The following is a 25,640-nucleotide window of genomic DNA, read 5'->3' as shown; positions in this document are numbered from 1 at the left end:
TTCTTATGTGGTCTCGAGTCCACTCCGCCGAAAAGTAGAAATTGGTTTCAGGCTTGTATCCGTAATTTGAGATTTCAAACTTTCACTCAAATATAAACCTTTAGTAAATCGACAAGATCATCTTCTCATAACTAGTTTAATATTAGCATGTCTAACGACAATACTATCTACCTGACGAAAAGGCATTTATATACATATCTCGAAACTCAACAGGCACATCAGTTGCAAATGTTTGATTGATTGCATTTAGTATTCTTTCAGGAGGTACATTTAGACTAACAATATAGTCATGCGATATGCTGATATAATTTGGAACAAGTCGTTCTATGCTTTGAATCAATGTTTTTAAGCTCTCTACACTATGCCTTTTTAGCTCTTTATTTCTTTCCCTTAAGGCATATAAACTAGGTTGCTCAGTATCAGATTTAATATAACTAAAGGCTTCTTGTAGCAATTCTTTGATTGGGCCTCTAGTTACTTGTTTTGATTGTAAATTTTCAATCCACCTTGTTGTTTCAATAACAGTGTGATTGTTTTCAAAAAAATCTTTTAGCTCTTTTAAGCCAACTTGTTTAGGACTGGACAATAAAACCAAAAGCGCCAAGTCGCTTGCTTTGATAAGATTTATTTTATTCTTTTTAGCTTCCTTGTTTACAGCTGATTCAGAGTCGTTAGCACCTTCATAGTCTATTGCTACAACACAAGCATAATTTGCCTTATAGTCATCCCTATGTCTGGCAACTCCTGAAATATGAGCCGTAGTAGCTTTTATTCTATCTTTTGAGGTACTCTTTGCATCATATGTTAAGGAATAATTATCAGCTGAGTTCAATGGTCCAAGATATGCTACCGCTTTGCCATCGGGAGTTCCTTTTCCACCTATGGGCGTACATTCAAATCCTAAAGAATTAAATGCTTGTCCTACGGACTTCTCCAAACCAGAAGAATCACCGAGCGTTGCATATAATAATGAAGCTACAAATGGTGCATTGGGTTTGTCACTAAAAGTTAATTCACGCAAAATAGCATCGCGCTTAAACATAATATCTCGTACCTCATCCTGACTTATTCCGCTATCAAGTAAAAAGCACTCAGTTAGAATTTCTGTTAGAGCAATTAATTGAAAAGGCAAAAGTGATTTCACTTCGTCAAGGAAGTTAGCAAAGAATGGATGCATCATATTGATTTTAGCAAAACCATTCACTAAGTCTAATTTAGCAATCGGTTCTTCTGGAGTTAATGTAACCCATTCAACTTTCTGTATTATACCACTATCTGTGGTTAAATCAGATTCAAGCTTTGCAACTAAATCTAACTTTTGCTGTACTGTTAGATTATTCGGTATTTCTGTTAATACCAAATCACCTAATTCACCTTCAAGAAATTTTTTGGCAGCAACTATGAGTGGCCTCCTTGAAAGGCTTGCAGAGGCATAAGCAATTTTATGTGATGCTCTGTTTTGTTTCTCTTCTGCTTCAACGGTAGCAAAATACCAGTCCTTTGTGTGGCTAAATTTTCTTTTAATGTATTCCCTCAAATCCTCTAATGCTGATGAAGATTTAATAGACTCCCTTGTGGAAGTTATGTATTCGTCTAGCTCATCTGCATTAACCGAAATTCTTACACGATTGAACACGCCATGTGAAAGAGCTTCCATCCCGATTAACGGGTCGTCAATATTAATTAGGCGGTCTCTTACTGTAAGGAAGATTCCATTACTTCTACCTAGTTCTTCAGATTTTCCAGTAAGCAGAGAATCTCTGTATAGGTCAATTTTTCCAACAACATTTTTAAGATTAGGCAAGTGAACACAAGGCTTATCCTTATATTCGCCAACTTCATAATTATACTTTGAATTTTTTGCAACATGATCATCTTCGCCAAACACCCATGTTTTCCATGGAGTAATATTTTCTTTACTTGATTGAATTGATGAACCGTTAAAACTCAAGTTAAAGTTTGGATTAAGTGGTAATGCTGTGCTCAGAATCCATTTCAATCTACCTTCCTTTATCTCTGATGCTTTAGCTTTTAAGTCAGAAAGAATTGCAAAAGTCCAGGTTTCTTCACAGTTGTCTCCCCAAAGCTTAAATGTTAGCAAGTCTTGGTTTCCCTTTTTTACTAATGGGGTTAATAGTGATTTAACTTCATCGAGTTTTAATTCTTTTTCATCCAGTGATATAGTCTCTGTCGAATCTTTGTTGATGGTGGAATAATTCATGGTTACTGCATAGTATTTACTATCCGCAGCTTTACAAATTAATGTTAGCTTATTGGTTAATATATATGTTGCAAGTTTACCAATTCCAAATTTCCCGATAGGAAGACGTTCTTGATTTTCAGACTTCCTCTTATTTGATGAACCGATTTTCCAAAATTGTTTTAATCCTTCTTTATCCATTGATGTACCATTATCAGCAACCCATAAAATGGAATCAGACAGAGTTTTATCAAGCGGCACATATACACAGACTCTCGTAGCTCCTGCATCATAAGAATTACTTACCAATTCTTCAAAAGCTTTATTTGGACTTGAATAAAGTCCTGCCGAAAAGAGCTCGATGATTTTATAGCTTATTTCAACAGGTATGCGGTCAATTACATTACCTAAATTATCTAAAGATGTCATTTCATTTCTTTTTTGCGATTAAAATGTATTCTTCTGGGTACACCAGCTTGCTATCTTTATTTTTCAATTTAGAGAATCTACCAGACTTTCTATCCCGAATGGTAGGGATAAGTTTATAGGGAATACTTCTTTTAATAATTTCAACTAACTCAAACCCTAGTAGGGTTAGTGTTTCGGCAAATACTTCAGCGGATTTTACTTTTACGTTTTTAAATGTTGTGTTGCCTATTACCAAGCAAACATAACCGTTCTTTTTTAAAATCCGGTGCATTTCTTTAGCCACTGATTGCATATCTTGAAAGTAGTTAGCAACTTCTTTTGCTGTTCGCTTGTCCTTTTTTAAAAGACTGTTAATTGTTTCCTGTCCAATTAATGAATCGCAAAATATTTCTTGATTCAAAGAATAAAATGTACCAATAAATTTTTTTCTAAAGCCCGGAAGGTCTGTTATGTATTCGTACCAATATGCGGTGAGTTGGTGAATGTCGGCATATTCATAAGAAGTAACATAAGGGGGCGAAGTAATTATCGCTCCAACTGAATTCGCACGAATAGAAGTTTTTCTAGCATCTTCCAATCGAATTTCACACTTTGTTTTCAAGTAATTGCTTTCAGAAAGTTGCTTATGGAACTCAGCGTTCTTTTTCATCATTTGCTTGGCATGAGTCTGAAATGCCATGAAAGGATCAGTCGGCTTTTTTTTCGGGTCAATCTGAGGTTTAGTACTTGATTGCAACCATTTGGAGCAATTTTTTAAAATATGTGATAGCGATACCAGTAAAAAGTCTTTTACGGCTTTGTCTCGTGTTGCAAGTATTTTATCATACAGAAATGCAATTCTCGCTTTATGTTCTTTTGTAAACCAATAGTCAATTCGCTCATGCACGGCTATATCTGTATAATCATTTAGCCTGAAAGAATCGAAACTCTCAATTATTAAATCAAACCGTCTTTGCAATCTATCGGGCTCAATGGGATTTGTTTTCGCTTTAGTAATAAGTTCTGCAACAGGATTTATATCAACACCAATTGACTTCCTGCCCTGAACCTTTGCTTCTACAAGTGTAGTACCACATCCCGCAAACAAATCCGCCACCAAATCATTTTCTTTTGTATATTCTTCTATTAGCTTTTTGACCAAGTTTGGAAGAAATTTTGCAGGATACCTGTGGTAGCCATGTGTCCATTGTTCAACTGAACGTACATTTTTAAAACACCAGTCTGGATTAACAGGTACTTTATCAAATGCTATGTTTTGAATTTGATTCTGCATGCTACTTATCTTTTAGTAGAATTAATAAGTTCTTTTACATCTATGTTAAGCAGTTTGGCTATATCGACAAAAGTGTCCATTGAGGGTTGTACCTCATTTGTACACCAACGGGAAATAGTTGTTTCGTTTTTGCAAAGCTTTTCAGCAAGCCACTTATTTGTCTTTCCTTGCTCCGCTAAAACAGCTTTCAGTCTGTTAATTGCTTTCCTGCTCATATCAATTAGCGTTTAATGCAAATATATCTACTTTTACGGACGAATTATCATTCATTGATCTTTATAATAAGTCAGCAAATTAAGAACCTTTGCGAGCATGAGTTTTTGGACTGGCTTTGAAAGGCTAGTATAAATCTTCCACTTCTGATTGTTTAAATTTATTCTATAAATCAGCTGTAGGGGATAAATCAGAAAACATTCGCATCGGTAGAGAGTTTCGACTCTTTGATCTGTGTAGAGTAGTTAAAGATCTTTCCTTTAAAGTCCACTTAGCTGCCAGACTGCAAAGTCTCCACTATTTTTCGTCACTGTCCGAATTGCATTAATTATTTAAGCTTGCCTGTAACGTTCAAAAATTCGCTTAAACTGGGATTTCATAGATTATACAGCCCAGTACAAACGTCCACTTGAAAACAAATTTTTAATTTTAAGAACTAAAGCTCAAGATTGAACATCGCTCCTGAACTACTGCTGATGCTATCAAATAGGTGAAGTTGCAATGCTTTGCAATGAAAATACTAATGTTTCCTAATACCTTTCTCAAAGCTATTTTCATTCGTGCTGTATATAAAATCTTTCCAACAGGTCTAATATTAAGTCTGAAGGTTGTTCACCTCGCTCTTTCATCGCAAGCATTTCCTTCAATTGTTCTTTTGTTAGAAACAAAATTACTTTTTGATCTTGCGTAAAAACTGTATTCCTCTGTCTATGGGCTGATTCTACTGGCTCTTTACTGCAAATCATTATTGCAAGCCTTCCCATAGGTGCCGTCATATAATTCCTTGTTTGATTTACTTCATCATGTCCAATTTCAGAATTATCGTAATTCTTGAACTCAAAAAGTATCATTCTTGCATTTAGCTCAAGAAACAGATGATGCCAATTTTTTGCAGTTGCGTCATTAGTTGCCGTCACGTTCCTATTTGGTAAAATAGAATCTCGACGACTTACTCCCGAATATGTTCTTCCCTGTCTTTGTGACTGGCTCAATGGAGGAACGAAAAGAAATTCCAAAATTTCCGTACAAAGGTCTTCAAATTGGCTCCAACCTGTTCTTCCTAAAGGACAGGCATCCAATCTCTGAATAAAATCGTTTACCTCGTTCATTTAAGAAAATATTTATTTAGCAATCTGCTCCTTTTTGCAATTAGCTTTTTTAAAAGTAGTCCATCAATTAAATCTATCTCAATAATGTCGGACCGCTTTAAGTCTTCGAGATACTCTTCAACAACAGACGTAAACTGGCTATTAGTTACTAAAAGAACTTTCGCACCTTCTTTGTTTTTATGTTTATACAACTCTACTATTTGCTTTATTGCTTTTATATCAAACCTTGATTCGGAGTAGAACTTAGTTTCTATCATCCAAACTTCTTTCGTTTTTAGTCCAAAGGGACTTCTGGAAAGAAATTCGGCAATAAAGTCAACGCCTTTATCATTAATTGTTTGTTCGCGTTGAATATTTATAAAGCCGTAGGCTTTCAACAAATCGAAAACTAATTCTTCAAACCGCGTCGCACTGAAGTTGTCAAAAGATATTTCAGGAATTGCTTTGATTCTCTTAAGAAGCCGATCAAACCCCTTTTCAAAGTCATTAGTCAGACTAAATATTTCGAATTCAATAAGGTCACTTGGTATATCACACTTCTCTATTAAAACGGGAATAATTGTTACTTTTCTTTGTCTTGTTTGATAAAAAAAATCTCTTGAGTATTCTAATCTAAAGTTGGATGACTCAAAAAGTGATTTTGAGAGAAGTATAAGAACAAAATCACTTGACTGAAATAAATATTTTATTTCGTCAAACATGTATCTGTCCGATGACAGATTAGAGTAGTCCGAAACCACTTCGAAGCCAGTATTCATTAACCTCTTTGCAATTTTCTCTGCTTGGGATTTGTCGTGATAAGAATAAGAGAGAAAGATTCTTTTAAGTCTTGAGTCGGTCATTATATTGATTTGAAAAGTTGGGCTTCATACTGTTGCTGGCAACATTAAAAGTCTTGATACTATTCTAAAATTTCTATATCATTTATTAGGTAGTATTATAAACAGTAAGTATCATACTTGAGATACCAACTATATGTAGAATCTACCTTAAACCTAACGAATATACTAATTTTCCAACAAAAAAAGCACTACCGCTTTCGCAGTAGTGCTTTCCCATATATTCAAAAATTCTTCTATTTCAGCTCAATCTCAATCACGCCGTTCTTGCCCTTGTCGCCGAATTTTTTGATGGCATTTTCGCCTTTCCAAACGGTGATGGATTTGATGTCGTTGGGGTTGATTTCTTGCAACTTGGCTTCCTGCTCCGTCATTTCCTTGCCGTTGATGATGTAATAGCCGTGGAATTGATCGGTGATATTGGACTTACCTGATTTAATGGTAACGGTGTTGCCATCCGATTTCCCGTCGCCGGTAGTCGTAAAGTTGCTCTTGCTTCCGGTGCGATCGCTCACCGTAACCGAACCTGAAGTGGTGTTTTTGCCTGACTCAGTGCTACCCGTTGCGCTGGTACCGGCTTTGGTGTACACTTGAATAACAGGTCGACCCGTTTTCTCATTGAATCTTTCCGCACTCGCATCCTTCAATACATTAATAGAACTGATATCATTGGGCGATATCGAGTTCACATCAAAATCATCGTGCATCATCTTCCCGTCTACATAAATAATGGGATCATCAGTCCCCTTTATTCTTATTGCAGACTTAGGTACGGCAACGCTTGTACCGGTTACACTGATCTTGTGCTCCACCGGATTCAATGCCGCTTTCTCATACTGGGCCGGTGTGGGCGCAATAATGATAGTGGCATCGACAGGAGGTACCGGTGCAATCGCAGGAATGGGCGGTGGCGGTGGTGGCAATTCACCATACTTCGCTACATTGGCCGCCTTGTTCTTGTCCCAGTCATTTAGCAACATCGATTGCACGATCTTGCGATTCTTGTCTTTAATGATCACCACACATTCACCGTCATTGTCGGCCACACTAATAATATACCCCTTACTGTTGGGTTTGGCAGTTGGAGGGGGCGGAGGTGGTGGTGCAGGTGCTGCTGCTCCCGGTGGGGTTGGCGGTACCGGTGGCACAGGGGCGGTCTGGCCCGATCTCGCTCCCGGTGGGGGCGGTGGAGGCGGCGTAGGAATCTTGCCGTACTTGTCTTGAAAATCCTTTTCCTGCTTTGGATCACTGAGGTCGTATTCTTCCTTAGTGCCGTCTTCTTTTTCTACCACGGCCTTGTCGTTCATTACCTTAATCTGCTTCCAACCCTTGGCTTTGGGCTTGGCAGTGGCAGTGCCTGGTTTGGGCACCGTGTCGGTGTTGTTCAAGGTTAGCGTTGGTTGCTGCGCTTCCGATGCTTGGGCCGAGCGGAAGGCCACCAACAGTACCCCGGCTAAGGGTACAATAAAGAGAAATTTTACCAAGTGCATCTTCGCACTTCTCATTTTGTTCATCATGGCTATACGTTTTTTTAATGACGCAAAATTGAATTTAGTGGCTATACTAAATTGTGATACTCCAATTACTTTTAATAACAAATATTGATAGGTCTTTTTATCAATGCCCTGATTCAACACATACTGATCGGCAATGTATTCCAAGTTCTGACGAATAGCCGCCTTGATCATCCACGCAAAGGGATTATACCAATTCAAAATACAGATCCATTCCGCTACCAACATGTCGATGGTATGACGCTGCTTCACGTGTATGAACTCATGTCTAATAATTTCTTTCAATTCCTCCTCACCATGCTGGTGCTGGTTCACGAAAATGGAATTGCCATAACTGAAGGGCATGATCGGCGCTTCTACCTGATACAAACGCACACCCTCTCCCGATATCAAAGTACTTTTCCTACGCAACCGGTAAATAGATATCTGTTGCACCAATAAGCGCATGAACATGATGGTGATACCCATGCCAATGAATACTATCACGGCTTCTTTCCATGTCCAGTCGTGCGATACCGCGTATTGGATCACCTGATTTTCGGCGAGTGAAGGGATATAGGTTTGTACGGCGCCATAGCCTTCTTCGTGCTGTTTTAAAAGCGGACTGATATCAATGCTCGCAAAAGCAAAGCTCAATGCCGAATACAGCAAGAGGTACCAACGATTCCATTGGTGGAAGGTGAGTCGGCGCAATAAGAACCAGTAAAACAGGAACACCACTGCTAAACTGATCGATAATTTGATGATGTATGCAAACAGGAAACTCATGATTGCAAGGATTTAGGTTTAAGAATGACCGTTTTCAATCATATCAATGATCTCTTTCAATTCGGCAGGACTTAATTTCTTCTGCTCCACGAAAAAGTTCACGAGTTCTTTGTAAGAGTTGTCAAAGTAGTTCTTCACCACACTGTTCATGTACTGCTTCTTAAACTCTTCCTCATTCAGGGTAGGCTTGTACCAATAGGTATTGCCCACGGCTTTGCTGCTGAGGTAGCCTTTCTTTTCCAGGTTCTTGATGGTGGAGGCTAGGGTGGTATAGGGCACGGCTTCTTTCAAATGCTCCAAAAAGCTTTTCACGCTTCCTTCACCACTTGCATATACTGCTAGTAAGGCCTCTTCTTCTTGAACGGTTAATTTCTCCAGCATATCTACGAAGTTTTCGTAAAGCTACGGAAAATTCGTAAAGAGCAAAATTTATTTTTTTTTGAGGCGTTGGGCGTTGGGTGTTGGGCTTTAGGCGTTAGGCTTTAGGCTTTGGGCCGTTTGTGGTTAATACGATAGATCCGCTCCGAGAGAGGAAGTAGCGCTGCGTTACCGCTGCGATCGCTGCGCCGCTGCGGTAAAAAGAGACTCTAAATATTCAGGGTTTTCCCTCTACCGCAAAGGTGCGCAACGACGAAGCCTACGGCTTACAATTAATTCAATTCCTTATTCATCATTTTCACCAACTTATCAATCGCGATATTTCCATCAAATGTTTTGATAAGTGTCCACTTCTTATCATACAAAGCGAAGTGAGGCAGGTTTTGAATTCCATAAAATACCGGCAAGGTGAATTTTACATCTCTTCCTAGTTGAATAAAGGAATACTTCGTGAGTTGGTATTTCTTGATGAAATCTTGCAATTCAGGCATCGGTTGGTAAGTAGCCAATACCCATTGGAATTTCTTGATCTTATCGATTTGCTTTAGCATGTCCTGCATTTGGTGGTTGCAATGGTCGCAGGAGGGACTGAAATACATGATGATAGTCGGCTGCTTTTTCAAGCCATCTTTGGTGATGTGCGAGCTATCTACTCGAAGGAGATCAATCGGCGGTAGGGAAGGAAAACGTTTGTAGGGCGGATCGTTGGGGTTTACAGCGGGTTTGTTTTGCGCAAAGGCAGTCATACCGGTCAACAATACAAACAATAGTACTTTCATTCCCTTCATAGTGGTCAATTTTGAGTGTGTAAAGCTACTAGGGTTTAGCGGCTTTTAGAGGGTATTTAACAAAAAATACACCGAAAATTTGGGTTTTTAACCGCAGCGGCGCAGCGTCCTTCGACTGAACCTTCGGTTCGCTCAGGAACCCCGCAGCGGTAACGCAGCGTTACTTCCATTCTCGGAGCACGTTTCTGTATCCAACCACAAACGGCCCAAAGCCTAAAGCCCAAAGCCTAACACCCTTCATTCAAAACCCCATCTACCCCCTACTTACCATTAGCCAACCTTAAGAAGATTTTCGCATAGGAAATCCTCCCGATTTCACTAATTTTGCTGCGCTATTAATATTTCACATCATAAATCATTCCTCAATGAAAGTTACTGTAGTAGGTGCCGGTGCTGTAGGAGCTACCTGTGCCGACAATATTGCCCGCAAAGAATTGGCAACTGAACTCGTACTGTTAGACATCAAGGAAGGCGTTGCCGAAGGTAAAGCTCAAGACATGATGCAGACCGCTACCCTTTTAGGTTTCGACACAAAGATCACCGGTAGCACCAACGATTACTCTAAAACTGCCGGCAGTGATGTGGTAGTAATTACTTCAGGTTTGCCTCGTAAACCGGGTATGACTCGTGAAGAATTGATCGGTGTGAACGCAGGCATCGTTAAAAGCGTAGCTGAAAACATCTTAAAATATTCTCCCAACACCATCATCATCGTGATCTCAAACCCAATGGATACAATGACCTATTTGGCATTGCAGTCTACCGGTTTGCCAAAGAACAGAATCATTGGTATGGGTGGTACTTTGGACAGTGCTCGTTTCAAATATCAATTGAGTCAACACCTCGGTTGCAGCCCTTCCGATTTGAATGCAGTGGTTGTGGGTGGTCACGGTGATACTACCATGATTCCTTTGATCCGTCACGCTACTTGGAACAGTACGCCTGTTACCAATTTCTTGAGCGCTGAGCAACAAGAGAAAATTGTGAAAGATACCATGGTGGGTGGTGCTACTTTGACTGCCTTGATCGGTACTTCTGCATGGTATGCTCCGGGTGCGGCTGGTGCTGCATTGGTGGAAAGCATCGTGCGCGATGAGAAGAAATTGTTTACTTGCTGCGTGGCACTGGATGGTGAGTATGGTCAGAAAGATATTTGCTTGGGTGTGCCTGTAGTAATTGGTAAGAATGGATGGGAAAAAATCCTCGATTTCAAATTGAATGCTGATGAGCAAGCTTTGTTCGACAAGAGCGCAGCTGCTGTAAGAAGCATGAACGATGTGTTGAAGACATTGTAATTTTTGAAAGATATAGTTGTGGAGAAGGATGGGCAGTGATGTTCATCCTTCTTTGTTTATTATAGTTGTGAGTTTTAAGTTATTGAGTTTTGCGCAGCTTCGCTGCTTGGAATTCGCAAAGTTTAGAGAAGAGAGAAAAGGTACACAAAGAGATGCTTTGTCAAATTTCCTTTTTTGACCACAGAATACACCGATTATTTCAGATTCTCACAGATTAGCCTCCGATAATCAATCAACCTGACTGCCGGCTGTTTCATTATTAATTATTAATTTCTTTTTTACCGCGGCGGCGCAGCGATCGCAGCGTTTTCGCAGCGCTACTTCCTCTCACGGAGTGGGTTTCCGCCTTCAACCAAGAACGGCCCAAAGCCTAAAGCCTAAGGCCTCATACCCTTATATCTAAAGATCAACGCCTTTCGCTTCACCACACTCTCTGCACTGCAGCAACAACCTCTTCCACACTAATCCTCTTCATACACTTAAAATGCCCCCTTGGACAAGTCTTAAACCCAATCTTCGAACAAGGGCGGCACCAAAGCCCCTTGGTTTCTACAATTTCATAAGGGAGTTGAGAACGGGTTTGCAAGAAACGCTCGCCGTAGTATGGATACATCCCGAAATCGGGAACGGTATTGCCCCAGATGGAAACAACACGCTTGTTGAAAGCAGTGGCGATGTGCATCAATCCGGTATCATGAGTGATGATGAACTTAGACTTTCGCACCAAGTCGGCCGATTCATTCAAATTGAACTTGCCACATGCATTGTATATTTTGATGGGATCTATTGCAGCAATGAGTTCGCCGTTGGCCGCATCTTCTTTGCCTCCTAATAACACCAATGGGTGATCGATGGCCGTACAAATGGCTTTGATCTTTTCTACCGGCAATTGTTTGGTACCAAGGGCCGCACCAATGACTACACCAATATATCCGGCCACATGACTCAAAGGCAAATCACTGTCTTTGATCTGATCTTTTTCAGGAATGAAATAATCCAATCCCGCACCATCATTCTTAACACCCAACGATTTCACAGTATCCATATAACGGTCTACAATATGAACTTTCTTGGGCAGCACATTGATCTTAAGCGCCGTGAGCAACCATTTTTGAATATTGAGTTTGTAGAAAGAAAACGTTTTTCGTTTAAGCAATCGCTTTAGTTTCAGCGTACGAACGTTGTTGTGCAGATCGATCACATAATCGTAGGCCTCCATTTGCAGTTGTTCTACAATGGAATTGTAGTTCTCATCGTCGATGTAGAAAGCCTTGTCTACATAGGGGTTTGACTCAATAATGGTTTTGAACGCTTTCTTGGTTACATAATGCACTTGAGCGCCCGTTTGTTTTTTAACACAACGGATCACCGGAGTGGTGAGAACGATATCGCCGATAGAGGAATAACGAACTATTAAAATCTTCATGGTATTGGAAAGACCCAACTATTCTTCCAAATAATTCAAGTCTTTATGGAATGTTTCTTCAGTAAAATAAAATGCGATCAAAGTTACGAGAATACAAATAATACCGGTTACAATGCCTGATTTCACAATGTTCCAACCCCAGTCTTTTTGAAACAGGGTGATGAATAAGAAAGTGATTCCCGGTAATGATCCCCGTATCACATTGGGGATAGTAGTAGCTGCCGTGGCTCTGATATTCGTTCCAAACTGCTCCGCTCCCATCGTCACAAAAATGGCCCAGAAACCGGTGCTAAAACCAAGTGCAAAGGAAATGGTATATAAAGTAGCGTCGCTGTTATTGATCGGACTGAAATAAGCTGCAAGCGATAGAACCGTCATGGTATAAAACAACAACAGGGCTTTCTTTCTGCTTTTGAAATATTGACTGATAAGTCCGATAGAAATATCACCCAAAGCAATACCCGCATAAGCAAACATGATGGCTCTGCCTGAATCAACTGTTTTAGAACCGTAGAGATGCTCAGCGAACTTATCGCTTTGATTCACCACAATTCCAATTACATACCAAGTGGGCAATCCAATAAGAACGGCCAATACATATTTCTTAAATCGTTTTGCATTGTTGAAGAACATCAAGAAATTCCCTCTAGAAACAGTCGCCGATTTCGCACTGGCAAACATTCCTGACTCTGCTACTTTGATTCGTAAGAAAAGGAGCATGATTCCCAAGCCACCGCCTATTTTATAACACAAACGCCAGTCGCCGGTGATCTTATGCGTGAAATAAGCGCCCACCGCGCCAAACAAGCCAATACCTGCTACTAATGAGGTACCAACGCCTCTCTTTTCTTTCGGCATTAATTCACTCACCAATGTAATACCTGCACCCAATTCACCGGCCAATCCTAAACCTGCTATCAATCGGCACCAAGCATATTGATCTACGGTTTGAACATAACCTGTTGCAAAATTCGCTACAGAATATAAAATGATAGATCCGAATAAAACAGAGAGTCTTCCCTTCTTATCACCCAATACACCCCATAAAATACCGCCTACCAACATCCCATACATCTGCCAGTTCAATACTTTGGCACTGTCTACTAACAAAGTTTCAGCAGTAGCGCCTACATCCATCATACTGGCTTTTTTCACGATGGTCACCAATAAGAGATCATAGATGTCTACAAAATAACCGAGGGCGGCCACAATAACCGCGATGTTAAAGATGGAGTGGTGTTTCTGTTGCATATGGCAGTGCGTCTAGTCTTTCGTTGATTTGCCTGTTACCATTTTATAAATAACAGGAGCAGTTGTAACAAATACAATTCCGAGCACGATCAATTCCAGATGTTTCTTCAGATCAATACCCAGTTTTGATAAAAACAATTGTTGCAAGTAGTGACCGGCAAAGAGCATGGTTACTACCCAAGCGATGCATCCAACAATATTGAAATAAGTAAATTTTGCTTTGTTCATTTTTACGATCCCTGCTACAATAGGAGCAAAAGTTCGCACGATGGGAAGAAAACGCGCGAAAATGATGGCGCCACCTCCATGCTTTTTAAAGAATTCATCGGCTTGATAGAGGTATTTCTTCTTAAATAAAAACCGATCGCGCCAACTGTACATAGTAGGACCCACTTTGCTTCCAAACCAATAGCCGGTGAAGTTGCCGAGAATACCGGCAAGGGAAGTTAAACATACCAGCAACATCAAATTGGAAAAGCTGTAACCGGTATTGTAAATATAAGAGGCTAGATCATCGCTGTAAATACCGGCAACAAAGAGCAGAGAGTCGCCCGGTAAGAAGAAGCCTGCGAACAAGCCTGTTTCGGCAAACACGATGAAAAGGAACAGCCAAAGGCCGCCGTTATTGATATAGAATTCAGGATTTAATAATTGACCCCAATGGAAATCCAGCAAAATCGTTAACATCATCTTCTTTTTTCTAGTTTCTATTTAACCGCTTCAGCAATGGGATCAGTGAGTTCGCCTTCCCACTTGGTTACTACTGCTGTTGCAACACTGTTACCTACCACATTGGTAGCGGTTCTAAACATATCACAAAAATGGTCGATTGGTAAGATCAACGCAATTCCTTCGGGTGGTATTTTAAACATGGCACAAGTAGCTGTAACTACTACCAAGGAAGCACGCGGCACACCGGCAATTCCTTTACTGGTGAGCATCAATACCAATAACATGGTTAATTGAGTACCCAAATCCAAATGTATGCCATAAGCCTGCGCAATGGCCAAACTGGCGAAAGTCATATACATCATGCTTCCATCGAGGTTGAAAGAATAACCCAAGGGAAGAATGAAGGAAACGATCTTGTCTTTACATCCAAAGCGCACCAATTCATCGGTGAGTTTTGGAAACACCGCTTCGCTACTGGTAGTGCTAAAGGCGATCAATAAAGGTTGCGAAATTCGTTTCAATAATTGCGGAACGCGGTCTTTTAAGATCAAGGTTGCGGCGCCCAATAGCAGTACCCAAAGCAGGGCAATTCCTATAATAAAGTACAAGAGATAGCTTCCGTAAAACTTGAATACTTCCAAGCCTTTTACAGTGATCACAGCCGTAATGGCACCGAATACACCCAGTGGTGCGAAATTCATCACATAGCCCACCATTTTCAATATGATATGGGAAGCAGCGTCCAATGCTTTGATCACGGGTTTGGCCGGTTCACCAATGGCGGTTGTGGCTACTCCAAAGAAGATACTGAAAATCACGATCTGCAAGATCTCATTGGTGGCCATGGCCTCGAATATGCTCTTAGGGAAAACGTGTTCCACAAATTTCACAAGGGAGAATTCGGTGGTTTTGCCAATCAAATCTTTGGCACCCGAAGTATCGGCATTGCTGAGATCGATAGCAGCACCGGGTTGGAAAAAGTTCACCAATACCATACCCAGTAACAAACTCACCAACGATGCTGAAACGAACCATAGGAGGGCTTTCCCGCCTACTCTACCCACCGTTTTCATGTCTCCTAATTTGGCGATCCCCACTACCAAGGTACAGAATACCAAGGGGGCAATGATCATTTGCACCAAACGTAAAAAGATGGTTGTCAGCAACTTGAACTTATCGGCAGTGTCTTTGAAGCCGGCCGGATTCATATTATTATGGAGAATGTATCCGAGCAGCACCCCAAGAATCATTGCAACAATTATATATACCGTTAAGAGGTTCCCTTTTCTCATATAATTCTTTAATTAACAAGCGTATTGAAGGCCCAAAATCCGAAAAAAATGGGACATTCAAACATTAGGCAACAATTTAGTCCTCTTATAAAAGAATTCCTGCTTATTTTGAATATTTCTTTATTTTACACACTTTAAAATTAGATTTCATCACATAATAAACTGCTATGAGTTTAACGCGTAAAAAATCGCTATCAGTCCTATTGGCGCAGGCCTCTGATTCGGAAAAAGGCTTGAAACGCACTTTGGGTGCGGGCAATTTGATTGCATTGGGTATCGGAGCCATTATTGGAGCCGGTTTGTTTGTTAGAACAGCGGCCGCTTCTGCTGAAGCTGCAGGACCTGCTGTTACCATCTCTTTCATTGTAGCAGCTATTGGTTGCGCATTTGCAGGTCTCTGTTATGCGGAATTCGCTTCTATGATTCCCATCGCCGGTTCGGCTTATGCTTATTCCTATGTTACCATGGGTGAATTGGTGGCCTGGATCATTGGTTGGGCTTTGATCATGGAATATGCATTGGGCGCCGCTACGGTTTCTATTGCATGGAGTGAATACTTGAACAATCTACTGGGTGGGCGAATACCGTATGAATGGTGCCACTCTCCTTTTGAATCTTTGTACAAAGCTAGCGGTGACGCCGTAAACCAATTGGTTTCTGCGGTTCCTGAATTGTCGAAGTCGGTTAAAGATGGAATTTTGGTTCTTTCAGACAAACAATTTGAAAGTCTTCCTGCTAACTTAACAAGTCTTGTAACAGTTTCTCATGGTATGGTGAATGCACCTGCCTTGATCATCTTATTATTATTAACCTTGTTATTGATCAGAGGTACACAAGAGTCTGCAATTGTGAACATGATCATTGTAATCATCAAGGTTTCCATTGTATTATTGTTCATCGTATTGGGATGGCAATACATCAACCCTGCGAACCACGAGCCTTATATGATTCCTGCGGGAACGCCTGGTCATGAAGGTGTATTCAAGCATGGTTGGGGTGGTGTACTCGGTGGTGCTGCCATCGTGTTCTTCGCCTTCATCGGTTTCGATGCGGTGAGTACTGCTGCGCAAGAAGCGAAGAATCCAAAACGCGACATGCCAATTGGTATCCTCGGTTCACTGGTAGTATGTACCATTCTGTATATCTTATTCGGACACGTATTGACCGGTGTAGCCAACTACACTGAATTCAAAACAGCTGGTAAAGAAGCTTCCGTTGCGTATGCCATCAGTACTTATATGTTGAAGTACAAATGGTTGGCCACTGCGGTAACCTTCGCGATCCTTGCAGGTTTCAGCTCTGTGATCTTGGTGATGTTGATGGGTCAAAGCCGTATCTTCTACACCATGAGTAACGATGGATTGATTCCAAAAGCATTTGGTGAATTGCATCCTAAATACCAAACACCTTACAAAGCCAACTGGATCTTGTTTGTGTTTGTAGGTTTGTTTGCTGCTTTCGTTCCGGGTAGTGTTGCAGGGGATCTTACTTCTTTCGGTACCTTATTCGCCTTCGTGTTGGTAAGTGCCGGTGTGTGGATCTTGCGCGTGAAATCACCAGAAATTCCTCGTCCATTCAAAACCCCATTGGTTCCATTGGTTCCGATCCTCGGTATGGTTGTTTGTACCGGTATGATTGTAGCCTTGGATGAACAAACCCTTACGGTTGCTTTGGTGTGGATGTTGATCGGTTTGTTGGTGTACTTTGGGTACAGCCGCAAAGCGAGTAAATTGAATGCCGGAGAAGAAGCTTAGGCTAATCTTTAATATAAGTAAACCTCTTTCATTTCGGTGGAAGAGGTTTTTTGTTTTTGGTGCTAGGTGCTAGGCTTTAGGCATTAGGCTTTGGGCCGTTTGTGTTTAAAAGCAGAATTGCGCTTCGAAAATTGGAAGCAACGCTGCGTTACCGCTGCGGACGCTGCGCCGCTGCGGTGAAAAAAGCCGCACTTTCGGAGAGACTAAACTTTTATAATATACTATCAGCAATACATAAAACTCAGCCTCTAATCTGTGTCAATCTTGTATTTAAAATCTGTGCTATCTGTGGTCAAAACTCTTTCCACAAATCTTATCTTTCCACTCATGAAAACTATTACTTTCATCATATTTATAGGACTGCTTTTCTATTCTCAATGCACCTATTCACAAAAAACTATAGATACTGTCAGCACCTCCGCTTGGTCCTCCAATTCCATCAACACCGTCATCTTCCGTAAGAACGCCCTCTATACCTTCAAAGACACCCAATTCATTGCCTATTATAACAGCAATGGCTACCTTGAATTAGGAAAACGTTTCATTCACAGTAAACACTGGACGATATCCACCACTCGCTACAAAGCCAATACAGCCGATGCACACAACAGTATCAGCATCATTGTAGACGGCGAGGGATATTTGCACGTATCATGGGACCACCACGGTCATCCGCTACATTATGCCCGATCGAAAGCTCCGTTCTCTTTAGAATTGGAATTGTTGAATACGATGGACGGCGTATTGGAGAAAACCATCACCTACCCTGAGTTCTATGCCTTACCTAAAGGCGATCTCTTGTTTCTCTACCGCGATGGATTTTCAGGCAATGGTTCGGTTGTACTTAAACGGTATTTATTGAAAGAAAAGCGCTGGACCACAGTTCATAAAAATTTGATCGATGGCGAAGGAAAGAGAAGTGCGTATTGGCAAGCGAATGTAGACAGATTTGGAGGCGTTCATTTAAGTTGGGTTTGGAGAGAATCGGCCGATGTATCGAGCAACCACGATCTCTGTTATGCTTACTCGCCTGATGGAGGGTTGAATTGGCAGCAATCAAAAGGACAACAGTATAAAATTCCCATCAAAGAACAAACTGCAGAACTATTAGTGCGCATTCCGGAAAAATCGGAATTGATCAATCAAACTTCTTTGTTTGCCTTGAGCAAGCAAGCGGTATTCATAGCGGGGTATTGGAAGGGCGAAAAGGATTCGGTGCCGCAGTATCAATTGGTGACCAATGTAAGTGGAGTTTGGAAAACGATATCGGGAGGTTTCCGAAAAACCGATTTCAGTTTATCGGGTGTGGGCACCAAGCAAATCCCCATTTCAAGGCCGCAAGTGGTGGCCATTTCCCGAAACGATCGTTACCAGGTTTGGATCATTTTTCGGGATCAGGCTTTTGGCAACAAGCCCATGACGGCTTACATCAATTTAAAAGAACCAAAGCATTGGACCTTGCGTTCGTTGGCTAATTTGAACTTAGGTTATTGGGAGCCCTGCTTGGATCCGGCCTTGTGGAGTGAGAAGGGAGTATTGAGTTTGTTTTTGCAGCATACAGAGCAGGCTGATAATGAGGGGATTAAATTAGTGGCAGGAACTTCTGTCGGGGTATTGAGTGTAAAATTAAGATAAACATGTTAGGTTCACCGCGGAGTCCGCAAATTGCCGCAAAGAAGTCGCAGCGTTCTTTTTTTACCGCAGCGGCGCAGCGATCGCAGCGTTTTCGCAGCGCTGGCATTCTCTCTGTATTTCCTCGTTCCTCGTCTCCTCTTATCCTCGTTCCTGTATTCCCGCTGTTTCATTATTAATTATTAATTATTAATTAGCCCCCCCCTGTTCCTCCCCTTGTTCTTTCTCTTCTTCCTTTCTTTCCTTACCTTTGTACCCCCTAAAAAAGGAACCAAAAACAAGTTACTATGGGACGGATTTTTGAAGTACGTAAAGCCAGTATGTTCGCCCGCTGGGACCGCATGGCGAAACAGTTCACCAGAATTGGTAAAGAGATTGCGATTGCCGTTAAAGCCGGTGGACCTGATCCCGCTACCAATGCAGCCCTGCGCCGTTGCTTTCAGAACGCGAAGAGTGCAAACATGCCTAAAGACCGTGTAGAAGCGGCCATTAAGCGTGCGATGGGTAAGGAAATGGACAACTATGAGGAGATTCTTTACGAAGGATATGCACCTCACGGAGTGGCCTTATTGGTGGAAACTGCTACCGACAATCACGTTCGTACCGTAGCCAACGTTAAAAGTCATTTCAACAAAGGCGGTGGTGCCTTGGGTAATAGCGGAAGCGTATCGTTTCAGTTCAAAAAAATGGGTGTTTTCAAATTGAAACCTGAGGGTTTGAACGCTGAGGATTTAGAACTGGAATTGATCGATTTTGGTTTGGAAGAATTGGGAGAAGGCAGTGGTGAGAATGGTGAAACCATTTTAGTGTTGCGTTGCGCCTTTACCGATTTCGGTAACCTGCAAAAAGCATTGGAAGAAAGAAGCCTTACTCCAATCAGCGCTGAATTGGAATGGATCCCTACCACAACAGTTCCTTTAACCGACGAACAAGCGGAAGATGTAAGTAAACTCATTGAACGCCTCGAGCAAGATGATGATGTGCAGAAGGTGTTTCATAATATGGGATAGATAAAGGCATTAGGCTTTAGGCTTTAGGCTTTGGGCTTTAGGTAATTAGCCTAAGGCCTAATAACCTAAAGCCTAAGAGCTAAAAAATATGGAAAAAATTGTTCTCTTCGACAGTGTCTGCAACCTGTGCAACTCAAGTGTACAGTTTATTATCAAACACGATAAGAAGGGGCAGTTTTTGTTCGGATCACTTCAAGGAAATTACGGGCAAGAAACACTTCGCAAATTTAACTTGCCCACGAACGAGTTCAACTCCTTTATGTTATTGGAAGATGGTAAGCTCTATACAAAGAGCACCGGCGCTTTGCGAATGCTGAAGCACTTAGGTGGAGCTTGGAGTTTGCTTTATGCGTTTATTATTGTACCGAAATTTATTAGAGATGGAGTGTACAATTGGGTGGCCAAAAACCGGTATAAATGGTTTGGAAAGAAAGAGGCTTGTTGGGTGCCTACGCCGGAGTTGAAGGCGAGGTTTCTTGATTAGAGTTTTTCACCGCAGAGAGCGCAGAGGCCGCAAAGGAGTCGCAAAGTTAGCTCCAGTTACGAAGCGCGTTGCTGCTGTTAAAAACAAACGGCCCAAAGCCTAAAGCCTATCACCTAAAACTCTAAACTTCCTTAAACCTCTCCTCCTCAGTAAAGTCACTCACCTTCTTCCCCTCTTCAACTACTCGCTTAATAATTTTCTTCCAGCGCTTTTCATTGCTGTTCCAACTATAGATGCAGTAAATTAAAGTGAGAGTGAAACTGATGGCGGGAATGGTTACTAATATAGGAAGTGGAGGCAGTCCAAATTTTATCATCGACATCAGGAAGAACACGCCGATGCTTCCTACAATGGTGCCTACAGAAAGATACAATCCAAAATAAGATCCTTTTCCTCCTTTTCGCTGGATGTCCCAGTTACGTATAAATCGAACTTCTTCCGTCGTCAACATGATCAAATTTTTATAGTGGCCTTCATATAACTAACACAAGTACCGCACATCAAAACACGCTCCTCATTCAATTGTTCGCAAATTAAATCACCTACCCTTGCACTGAGCTGTTTGGCAATCATTCTCGATTTTCCCAATCGCTCGCTCCAATAAGGGATCAATTGCGAATGCGCCGAGCCCGTTACCGGATCTTCATCAATGCCGGCGGTGGGGGCAAAAAAGCGTGATACAAAATCAACCGAATCGCCCGGCGCAGTAATCACTACAAAGGTGCCGATTTGTTTGAGTAAACCGAAATTCGGTTTACAATTGATCACAGCGGTTTCATTTTCGAGCACCACAATGATCTCTCTGTATTTTAGAACCTGTTGAATGGCTACCCCACCCAAGGCTTCTGCTAACTGTGATGGATAATCGTGATAAAGCCCCGGCTTCCAACTTGGGAACTCCATTTCCAAAATGCCCTTCGATTTTTTAACTACCAATGGACCACTCTTCGAATCAAAAACAATCTTATTTTTCTTCCAACCCAATTCTTCAAAAATTACATGAGCTGAAGCTAGGGTAGCATGACCACACAAATTGATTTCCAATGTAGGGGTGAACCAACGGATATCAAAATCAATTCCCTTTTTTTCTGAGGGAACAAAAAACACGGTTTCTGCCAAGTTATGTTCCATGGCCATGTTTTGCATCAATGCATCGGGAAGCCATTTCTTCAATGGAATAACAGATGCCGGATTACCGCCGAAAACATGATCGGTAAATGCATCAACATGATAAGCCGTAAGTTTCATGAGATCAGTTTTATTCTTGCATCATAAAGCGAATCTCGTCTACAATTTGCTCCATATTGGGTTTGCTGAAATAGTCGCCATCGCTGCCATAACTTGGACGGTGGTGTTGTCCGCTGATGGTGCGAGGAGCTACATCCAACCAACGATAACCACCCTGCTCTTCCATTACTTTGTTGTACATGTAAGCAGTAGCGCCGCCGGGCACATCCTCATCAATGAATGCAATTCTATTTGTTTTCTTAAGAGAGTCTAAAATTTTGTGATAACGATCGAAAGGCAACAGTGTCTGAACGTCAATTACTTCACAACTAATTCCGATCTTCTCCAATACTTCTGCCGCTTCCAATACAATTCTTAAAGTAGAACCATAGCTCACCAAAGTTACATCATACCCTTCTCTTACAATTTCGGGAACACCTAATGGAACCTTATATTCTAACAAATTAGAAGGCAATTTTTCTTTCAAACGATAGCCATTCAAGCATTCTACAATGATGGCCGGATCGTTTCCGCCCAATACGGTATTGTACATGCCCAAGGCTTGAACCATATTTCTCGGAACACATATGTGCAAGCCTCTCAAAGAAGCAAGCATCAAGGCCATTGGTGAACCACTATGCCAAATACCTTCCAATCGGTGACCGCGCGTTCTTACAATGATTGGAGCAGCTTGTCTACCCTTGCTTCTCCAATGCAGCGTAGCAGCATCATCGGTCAAAGGTTGCAAACCGTATACGAGGTAATCTAAGTACTGAATTTCAGCGATGGGTTTCAAACCGCGGATCGACATACCAATGCCTTGACCCATAATGGCCAATTCACGAATGCCACTGTCGAAAATTCGGTTCTCTCCATGTTTGGCTTGCAGCCCTGCAAAACCTTGGTTTACATCGCCAATTTTTCCGAGGTCTTCACCAAAAGCAAATACTTTATCGTTGTTGGCAAACAGCGTGTCGAAATAACGATTCAACACTTCATAGCCATTCAACATAGGGGCATCGGGTGCAAACTCCAATTCGGTTCCTTCAACCAATAGTGGACTGTTAGGCGCTTCACTATAAAGATGAGAACCGTAGTATTTGTATCCTTCTGTTTTTAATTCATTGAAATAGGCATTGGCTTCGTCTTTTGCTGAGCAAGCAGGTGAAGCTATGCAAGCCGCATGCAGTGTAGACAATACATCTTTACGAATAGGCTCTCTATTGATCGCCAATTTTTGTTTGATGACTTGCAAGGCTTCAGACTCTTCACCGCTGGCTTCAATCATACGATCGAGCAAAGCATGTGTTCTCGTCACTTGCTCCTGAATGGGTTTGAAGAAAGCATCCCATGCGCGAGCCTTGCTTTCACGCACCATTTCTTTGGCGGCTAATTCTATATCATTCAATTCATCTTCGGCAGCCAATTCATTCTCTAAAATCCATTCACGCATTTTCTTGTTGCCATCCCACTCACGTTCCCAAGTCAATCGTTCAGGAGTCTTATAACGCTCATGACTACCCGATGTACTATGACCTTGAGGTTGTGTTACTTCTTCAACATGGAACAAGGCTGGAACATGCGTATCGCGGATCTTTTGAATACCCGCTTCGAACACTTCGCACATGCCGGCATAATCCCAGGCTTTCACTTTATAAATATCAATACCGTTGGTTCCATTTTCGCGTTGCAATCCTTTCATTGCTTCGGAGATAGATCCTTTGGTAGTTTGAACATGTTTGGGAACAGAAATTCCGTATCCATCGTCCCACACAAAGAAGGCGATGGGCACTTGCATAACTCCGGCAGCATTCACGGTTTCCCAGAAATGACCTTCTGAAGTGGAAGCATCGCCAGTGGTACAGAATGCAATTTCATTACCATTGTTGCTGAGGTGGTTGAATTTTTTTAAGCGGGGTTCGTTTCTAAACATTTTAGAAGCAAGGGCCAAGCCCAGTGCTCTGGGAACTTGTGCGGCAGTGGGGGCCATTCCCGATGTAATGTTTTTACGATTTACTTGATCCAAGAATTCACCATCGGCACCAATAAGTGGTGATGCGAAATGTGAGTTCATTTGTCGACCGGCGCTATGAGGGTCATGCGCTTCATTCGGATCGGCATATAATTGAGCAAAAAACTCTTGAACAGTGGCTACTCCGGTTGCGAAAGCGAAGGTTTGGTCGCGGTAATAGCCGGTAAGGAAATCACCCGGTTTAAAAAACTTGGCAGCGGCCACTTGAGCCAATTCTTTTCCGTCGCCGAAAATGCCGAATTTGGCCTTCCCGGTGAGCACTTCTTTTCGGCCTAATAAGCTCGTTTCACGGCTTTCGCACACTAAACGATAATCATTGAGAACTTCGGCACGAAAATTTTCATATGATAATTTTTCATTAACCATCCATTCCTGTGTTGAAGTGATTTCCATGGCGCAAAAATAAGAAACTAACACTCATTTGTTGCCACTGTTAAAAAAATGTCAACTGGCCTAAAAATTGTTGGCTTTTGATGATCCAAATTGGTATTTTTGGATAAAGCCGCTTATTTTTCAGCAATATATACTAAAGGTCTCAGAAATAAGCGTTTAAGGGATTTAAAATTCATTAAGAAAAACATGAAAAAACTCCTCGTCGTTCTAGTACTCTTTTCAGGTTTGGCAGCAAAATCTCAAACAGGGGTTGCAACCAACCAAAAGGAGATCATCGTCGTAAAAGAAATGACTTTTGATTTTGGAAAGATTCAACAAGGGCGACCTGTGACGCATTTTTTCGAGATCACTAATAATGGAACCGAGCCATTGGTATTGGAAAATGTGGTAGCGAGTTGTGGATGTACCACTCCGGAATGGAATAAAGCGCCCATTTTACCTGGAGCGAGTACAAAGATCAAAGTGGGATACAATGCCGCGGCGGAAGGTCCATTCGATAAAACGGTGACGATCATTTACAATGGCGGAATGTCGAAGGTATTGAATATCAAAGGGCTGGTGTACAAAGCGCCGCCTTCATCGGCTCCGGCAAACACCGTTGTAGCATCCATTAAAACAGGCAATTAATTTTAAAAACATAAATTAAGAATAGATGAAACCAGTTGTTCTCTTTTTAGCCGTGATCTTTTTTGTAGGATCATTGAGCGCTCAAAATGCGAAGAAAAGTGATGAAGTAGTTAAGTTCAAAGAACTGACATACGATTTCGGTAAAATTAAAAGAGGTGTTCCGGTGACCCACGAATTTACGTTCGCGAATATTGGAACCACTCCCTTGATCATCGAAACAGCCAATGCTTCTTGCGGATGTACCACTCCAACCTGGCCTAAAGCGCCGGTTATGAAGGGTAAATCTGATAAAATCATTGCAGGTTTTAATGCAGCTTCTCCCGGCCCTTTCAACAAAAGCATTTATGTGAAAATTGCCGGTGTAGATACACCAGTGGAGTTGAAGATCACCGGAGAGGTGGTAGCAGAGTAATTAATAATTAAGCAATTAATGATTAATAATGGGGATTCTTACGAATCCCTTTTTTTATTGAGTGAGTTTTGCGCAGCTTCGCTGCTTGGAAACGCAAAGGTTAAAGAAGAGGGAGAAGTTACTCAAAGAGCGTGTAGCAAACTTCTTCGTCCTTCTTTTGACCACAGAATACACAAATTAGTACGGATTTACACAGATTAGCCTCCGCTATTCAATCAACCTGACCGCGATCAGGATTTACAGGATTATTAATTATTATTCTGCGTCTTCCTGTTCTTTATCATCCTTCTTTCCTTGTATTTCCTCGTTACTCTCATCCTACCTCCTAAATATAACCGCAGCGGCGCAGCGAACGCGGCGATTACGCAGCGCTGGCAGTCTCACTGTATTTCGTCCCTTCCCGCAACGGCCTAGCCTGCGGGACTGCTTTGGCTGCGCAAAACTAGCCTCCTTCCTATATTCCCCCGCACCTCCCCCTCTTTTTTTCTGTCTTTCCTCGTTCCTCGTCTCCTCGCATCCTCGCTCCTGTATTCCGCTGTTCAATTATTAATTATTACTTATTAATTCTTAATTCTCAATTATCCTTGTATCTTCCTACAAAGTAAAATCTTAACCAAACAAA

At 41.6% G+C, this 25,640-nt stretch carries 22 protein-coding genes; 7 read left to right on the top strand and 15 right to left on the bottom strand.

The genetic code is table 11. The features are described from left to right. Positions 1–163: 163 nt before the first annotated feature. From ACQ2HE_RS10470 to ACQ2HE_RS10435, 8 genes are all read right to left on the bottom strand, one after another. The gene (locus ACQ2HE_RS10470; protein WP_430899747.1) at positions 164–2,629 is read right to left on the bottom strand and encodes an ATP-binding protein; all 2,466 of its coding nucleotides are present in this window, start codon (positions 2,627–2,629) and stop codon (positions 164–166) included. Between the two features lies 1 nt (position 2,630). Beyond that, positions 2,631–3,902 carry a DNA methyltransferase gene (locus ACQ2HE_RS10465; RefSeq protein WP_430899749.1) on the bottom strand — a complete coding sequence of 424 codons (1,272 nt, stop codon included), beginning with the start codon at positions 3,900–3,902 and terminating at the stop codon, positions 2,631–2,633. Positions 3,903–3,907: 5 nt separating this feature from the next. Beyond that, a complete protein-coding gene (locus tag ACQ2HE_RS10460; RefSeq protein WP_430899751.1) occupies positions 3,908–4,117 on the bottom strand; it encodes a helix-turn-helix transcriptional regulator in 210 nt (69 codons plus the stop codon). A 552-nt stretch (positions 4,118–4,669) separates the two neighbouring features. Beyond that, positions 4,670–5,224, bottom strand: a complete 555-nt coding sequence (locus ACQ2HE_RS10455) for a hypothetical protein (RefSeq protein WP_430899753.1) — start codon at positions 5,222–5,224, stop codon at positions 4,670–4,672. Then, positions 5,221–6,066, bottom strand: a complete 846-nt coding sequence (locus ACQ2HE_RS10450) for a TIR domain-containing protein (RefSeq protein WP_430899755.1) — start codon at positions 6,064–6,066, stop codon at positions 5,221–5,223. The genes ACQ2HE_RS10455 and ACQ2HE_RS10450 overlap by 4 nt, the downstream gene beginning before the upstream one ends. A 233-nt stretch (positions 6,067–6,299) precedes the next feature. Further along, entirely contained in the window at positions 6,300–8,345 is a 2,046-nt protein-coding gene (locus ACQ2HE_RS10445) for a M56 family metallopeptidase (RefSeq protein WP_430899757.1), read from the bottom strand. A gap of 18 nt (positions 8,346–8,363) precedes the next feature. Continuing rightward, the gene (locus ACQ2HE_RS10440) at positions 8,364–8,726 is read right to left on the bottom strand and encodes a BlaI/MecI/CopY family transcriptional regulator (protein ID WP_430899759.1); all 363 of its coding nucleotides are present in this window, start codon (positions 8,724–8,726) and stop codon (positions 8,364–8,366) included. Between the two features lie 269 nt (positions 8,727–8,995). Next, positions 8,996–9,511 (bottom strand): TlpA family protein disulfide reductase, encoded by a 516-nt coding sequence (locus tag ACQ2HE_RS10435; RefSeq protein ID WP_430899761.1) that lies wholly within the window; start codon positions 9,509–9,511, stop codon positions 8,996–8,998. A 365-nt stretch (positions 9,512–9,876) separates the two neighbouring features. On the opposite strand from ACQ2HE_RS10435, the gene mdh reads away from it, so the two are divergent. Further along, positions 9,877–10,806, top strand: coding sequence for a malate dehydrogenase (gene mdh / locus ACQ2HE_RS10430; RefSeq protein ID WP_430899763.1), 930 nt, complete (start codon positions 9,877–9,879; stop codon positions 10,804–10,806). Between the two features lie 421 nt (positions 10,807–11,227). On the opposite strand, the gene ACQ2HE_RS10425 is transcribed toward mdh, so the two are convergent. From ACQ2HE_RS10425 to ACQ2HE_RS10410, 4 genes are read right to left on the bottom strand one after another with little or no spacing between them, the layout of a single operon-like run. Then, on the bottom strand, positions 11,228–12,232 hold the full coding sequence (locus ACQ2HE_RS10425; RefSeq protein ID WP_430899765.1) for a glycosyltransferase family 9 protein: 1,005 nt from the start codon (positions 12,230–12,232) through the stop codon (positions 11,228–11,230). 18 nt (positions 12,233–12,250) lie between these two features. Then, complete coding sequence (locus tag ACQ2HE_RS10420; RefSeq protein WP_430899767.1) at positions 12,251–13,483, bottom strand: MFS transporter; 1,233 nt, start codon at positions 13,481–13,483, stop codon at positions 12,251–12,253. A 12-nt stretch (positions 13,484–13,495) separates the two neighbouring features. Further along, complete coding sequence (locus ACQ2HE_RS10415) at positions 13,496–14,173, bottom strand: DedA family protein (protein WP_430899769.1); 678 nt, start codon at positions 14,171–14,173, stop codon at positions 13,496–13,498. A 17-nt stretch (positions 14,174–14,190) separates the two neighbouring features. After that, the gene (locus ACQ2HE_RS10410; RefSeq protein WP_430899771.1) at positions 14,191–15,447 is read right to left on the bottom strand and encodes a dicarboxylate/amino acid:cation symporter; all 1,257 of its coding nucleotides are present in this window, start codon (positions 15,445–15,447) and stop codon (positions 14,191–14,193) included. Positions 15,448–15,614: 167 nt separating this feature from the next. On the opposite strand from ACQ2HE_RS10410, the gene ACQ2HE_RS10405 reads away from it, so the two are divergent. The 4 genes from ACQ2HE_RS10405 to ACQ2HE_RS10390 all read left to right on the top strand — a co-directional run bounded on the left by ACQ2HE_RS10405 (position 15,615) and on the right by ACQ2HE_RS10390 (position 20,327). Next, the gene (locus ACQ2HE_RS10405; RefSeq protein ID WP_430899773.1) at positions 15,615–17,201 is read left to right on the top strand and encodes an amino acid permease; all 1,587 of its coding nucleotides are present in this window, start codon (positions 15,615–15,617) and stop codon (positions 17,199–17,201) included. 327 nt (positions 17,202–17,528) lie between these two features. Then, complete coding sequence (locus ACQ2HE_RS10400) at positions 17,529–18,836, top strand: BNR repeat-containing protein (RefSeq protein WP_430899775.1); 1,308 nt, start codon at positions 17,529–17,531, stop codon at positions 18,834–18,836. A 284-nt stretch (positions 18,837–19,120) separates the two neighbouring features. Beyond that, the gene (locus ACQ2HE_RS10395) at positions 19,121–19,843 is read left to right on the top strand and encodes a YebC/PmpR family DNA-binding transcriptional regulator (RefSeq protein WP_430899777.1); all 723 of its coding nucleotides are present in this window, start codon (positions 19,121–19,123) and stop codon (positions 19,841–19,843) included. Positions 19,844–19,931: 88 nt separating this feature from the next. Then, on the top strand, positions 19,932–20,327 hold the full coding sequence (locus ACQ2HE_RS10390) for a thiol-disulfide oxidoreductase DCC family protein (RefSeq protein ID WP_430899779.1): 396 nt from the start codon (positions 19,932–19,934) through the stop codon (positions 20,325–20,327). A gap of 121 nt (positions 20,328–20,448) precedes the next feature. Here the strand turns inward: ACQ2HE_RS10390 and ACQ2HE_RS10385 are convergent, their stop codons facing one another. Genes ACQ2HE_RS10385 through ACQ2HE_RS10375 form a run of 3 tightly spaced genes read right to left on the bottom strand, consistent with a single transcriptional unit; the run spans position 20,449 to position 23,979 of the window. Then, on the bottom strand, positions 20,449–20,778 hold the full coding sequence (locus ACQ2HE_RS10385) for a hypothetical protein (protein ID WP_430899781.1): 330 nt from the start codon (positions 20,776–20,778) through the stop codon (positions 20,449–20,451). Between the two features lie 2 nt (positions 20,779–20,780). Further along, positions 20,781–21,575, bottom strand: coding sequence for a PhzF family phenazine biosynthesis protein (locus ACQ2HE_RS10380; protein WP_430899783.1), 795 nt, complete (start codon positions 21,573–21,575; stop codon positions 20,781–20,783). A gap of 10 nt (positions 21,576–21,585) precedes the next feature. Further along, on the bottom strand, positions 21,586–23,979 hold the full coding sequence (locus tag ACQ2HE_RS10375) for an alpha-ketoacid dehydrogenase subunit alpha/beta (protein WP_430899785.1): 2,394 nt from the start codon (positions 23,977–23,979) through the stop codon (positions 21,586–21,588). Positions 23,980–24,165: 186 nt separating this feature from the next. Here ACQ2HE_RS10375 and ACQ2HE_RS10370 point away from each other — a divergent pair, with 186 nt between their 5' ends. Together ACQ2HE_RS10370 and ACQ2HE_RS10365 are read left to right on the top strand one after the other, a co-directional pair. Further along, positions 24,166–24,606, top strand: a complete 441-nt coding sequence (locus ACQ2HE_RS10370) for a DUF1573 domain-containing protein (protein WP_430899787.1) — start codon at positions 24,166–24,168, stop codon at positions 24,604–24,606. A gap of 25 nt (positions 24,607–24,631) precedes the next feature. Then, positions 24,632–25,018: a DUF1573 domain-containing protein gene (locus ACQ2HE_RS10365; RefSeq protein WP_430899789.1), complete on the top strand. Its 387-nt coding sequence runs from the start codon at positions 24,632–24,634 to the stop codon at positions 25,016–25,018. The last annotated feature ends 622 nt before the right edge of the window (positions 25,019–25,640 follow it).

Origin of the sequence: Endoryza foliicola (assembly GCF_050589245.1) — a bacterium.
Lineage (GTDB): Bacteria > Bacteroidota > Bacteroidia > Chitinophagales > Chitinophagaceae > Endoryza > Endoryza foliicola.
Note: the sequence above shows the minus strand (reverse complement) of the source record. Positions and strands in the feature narration are given on the sequence as shown.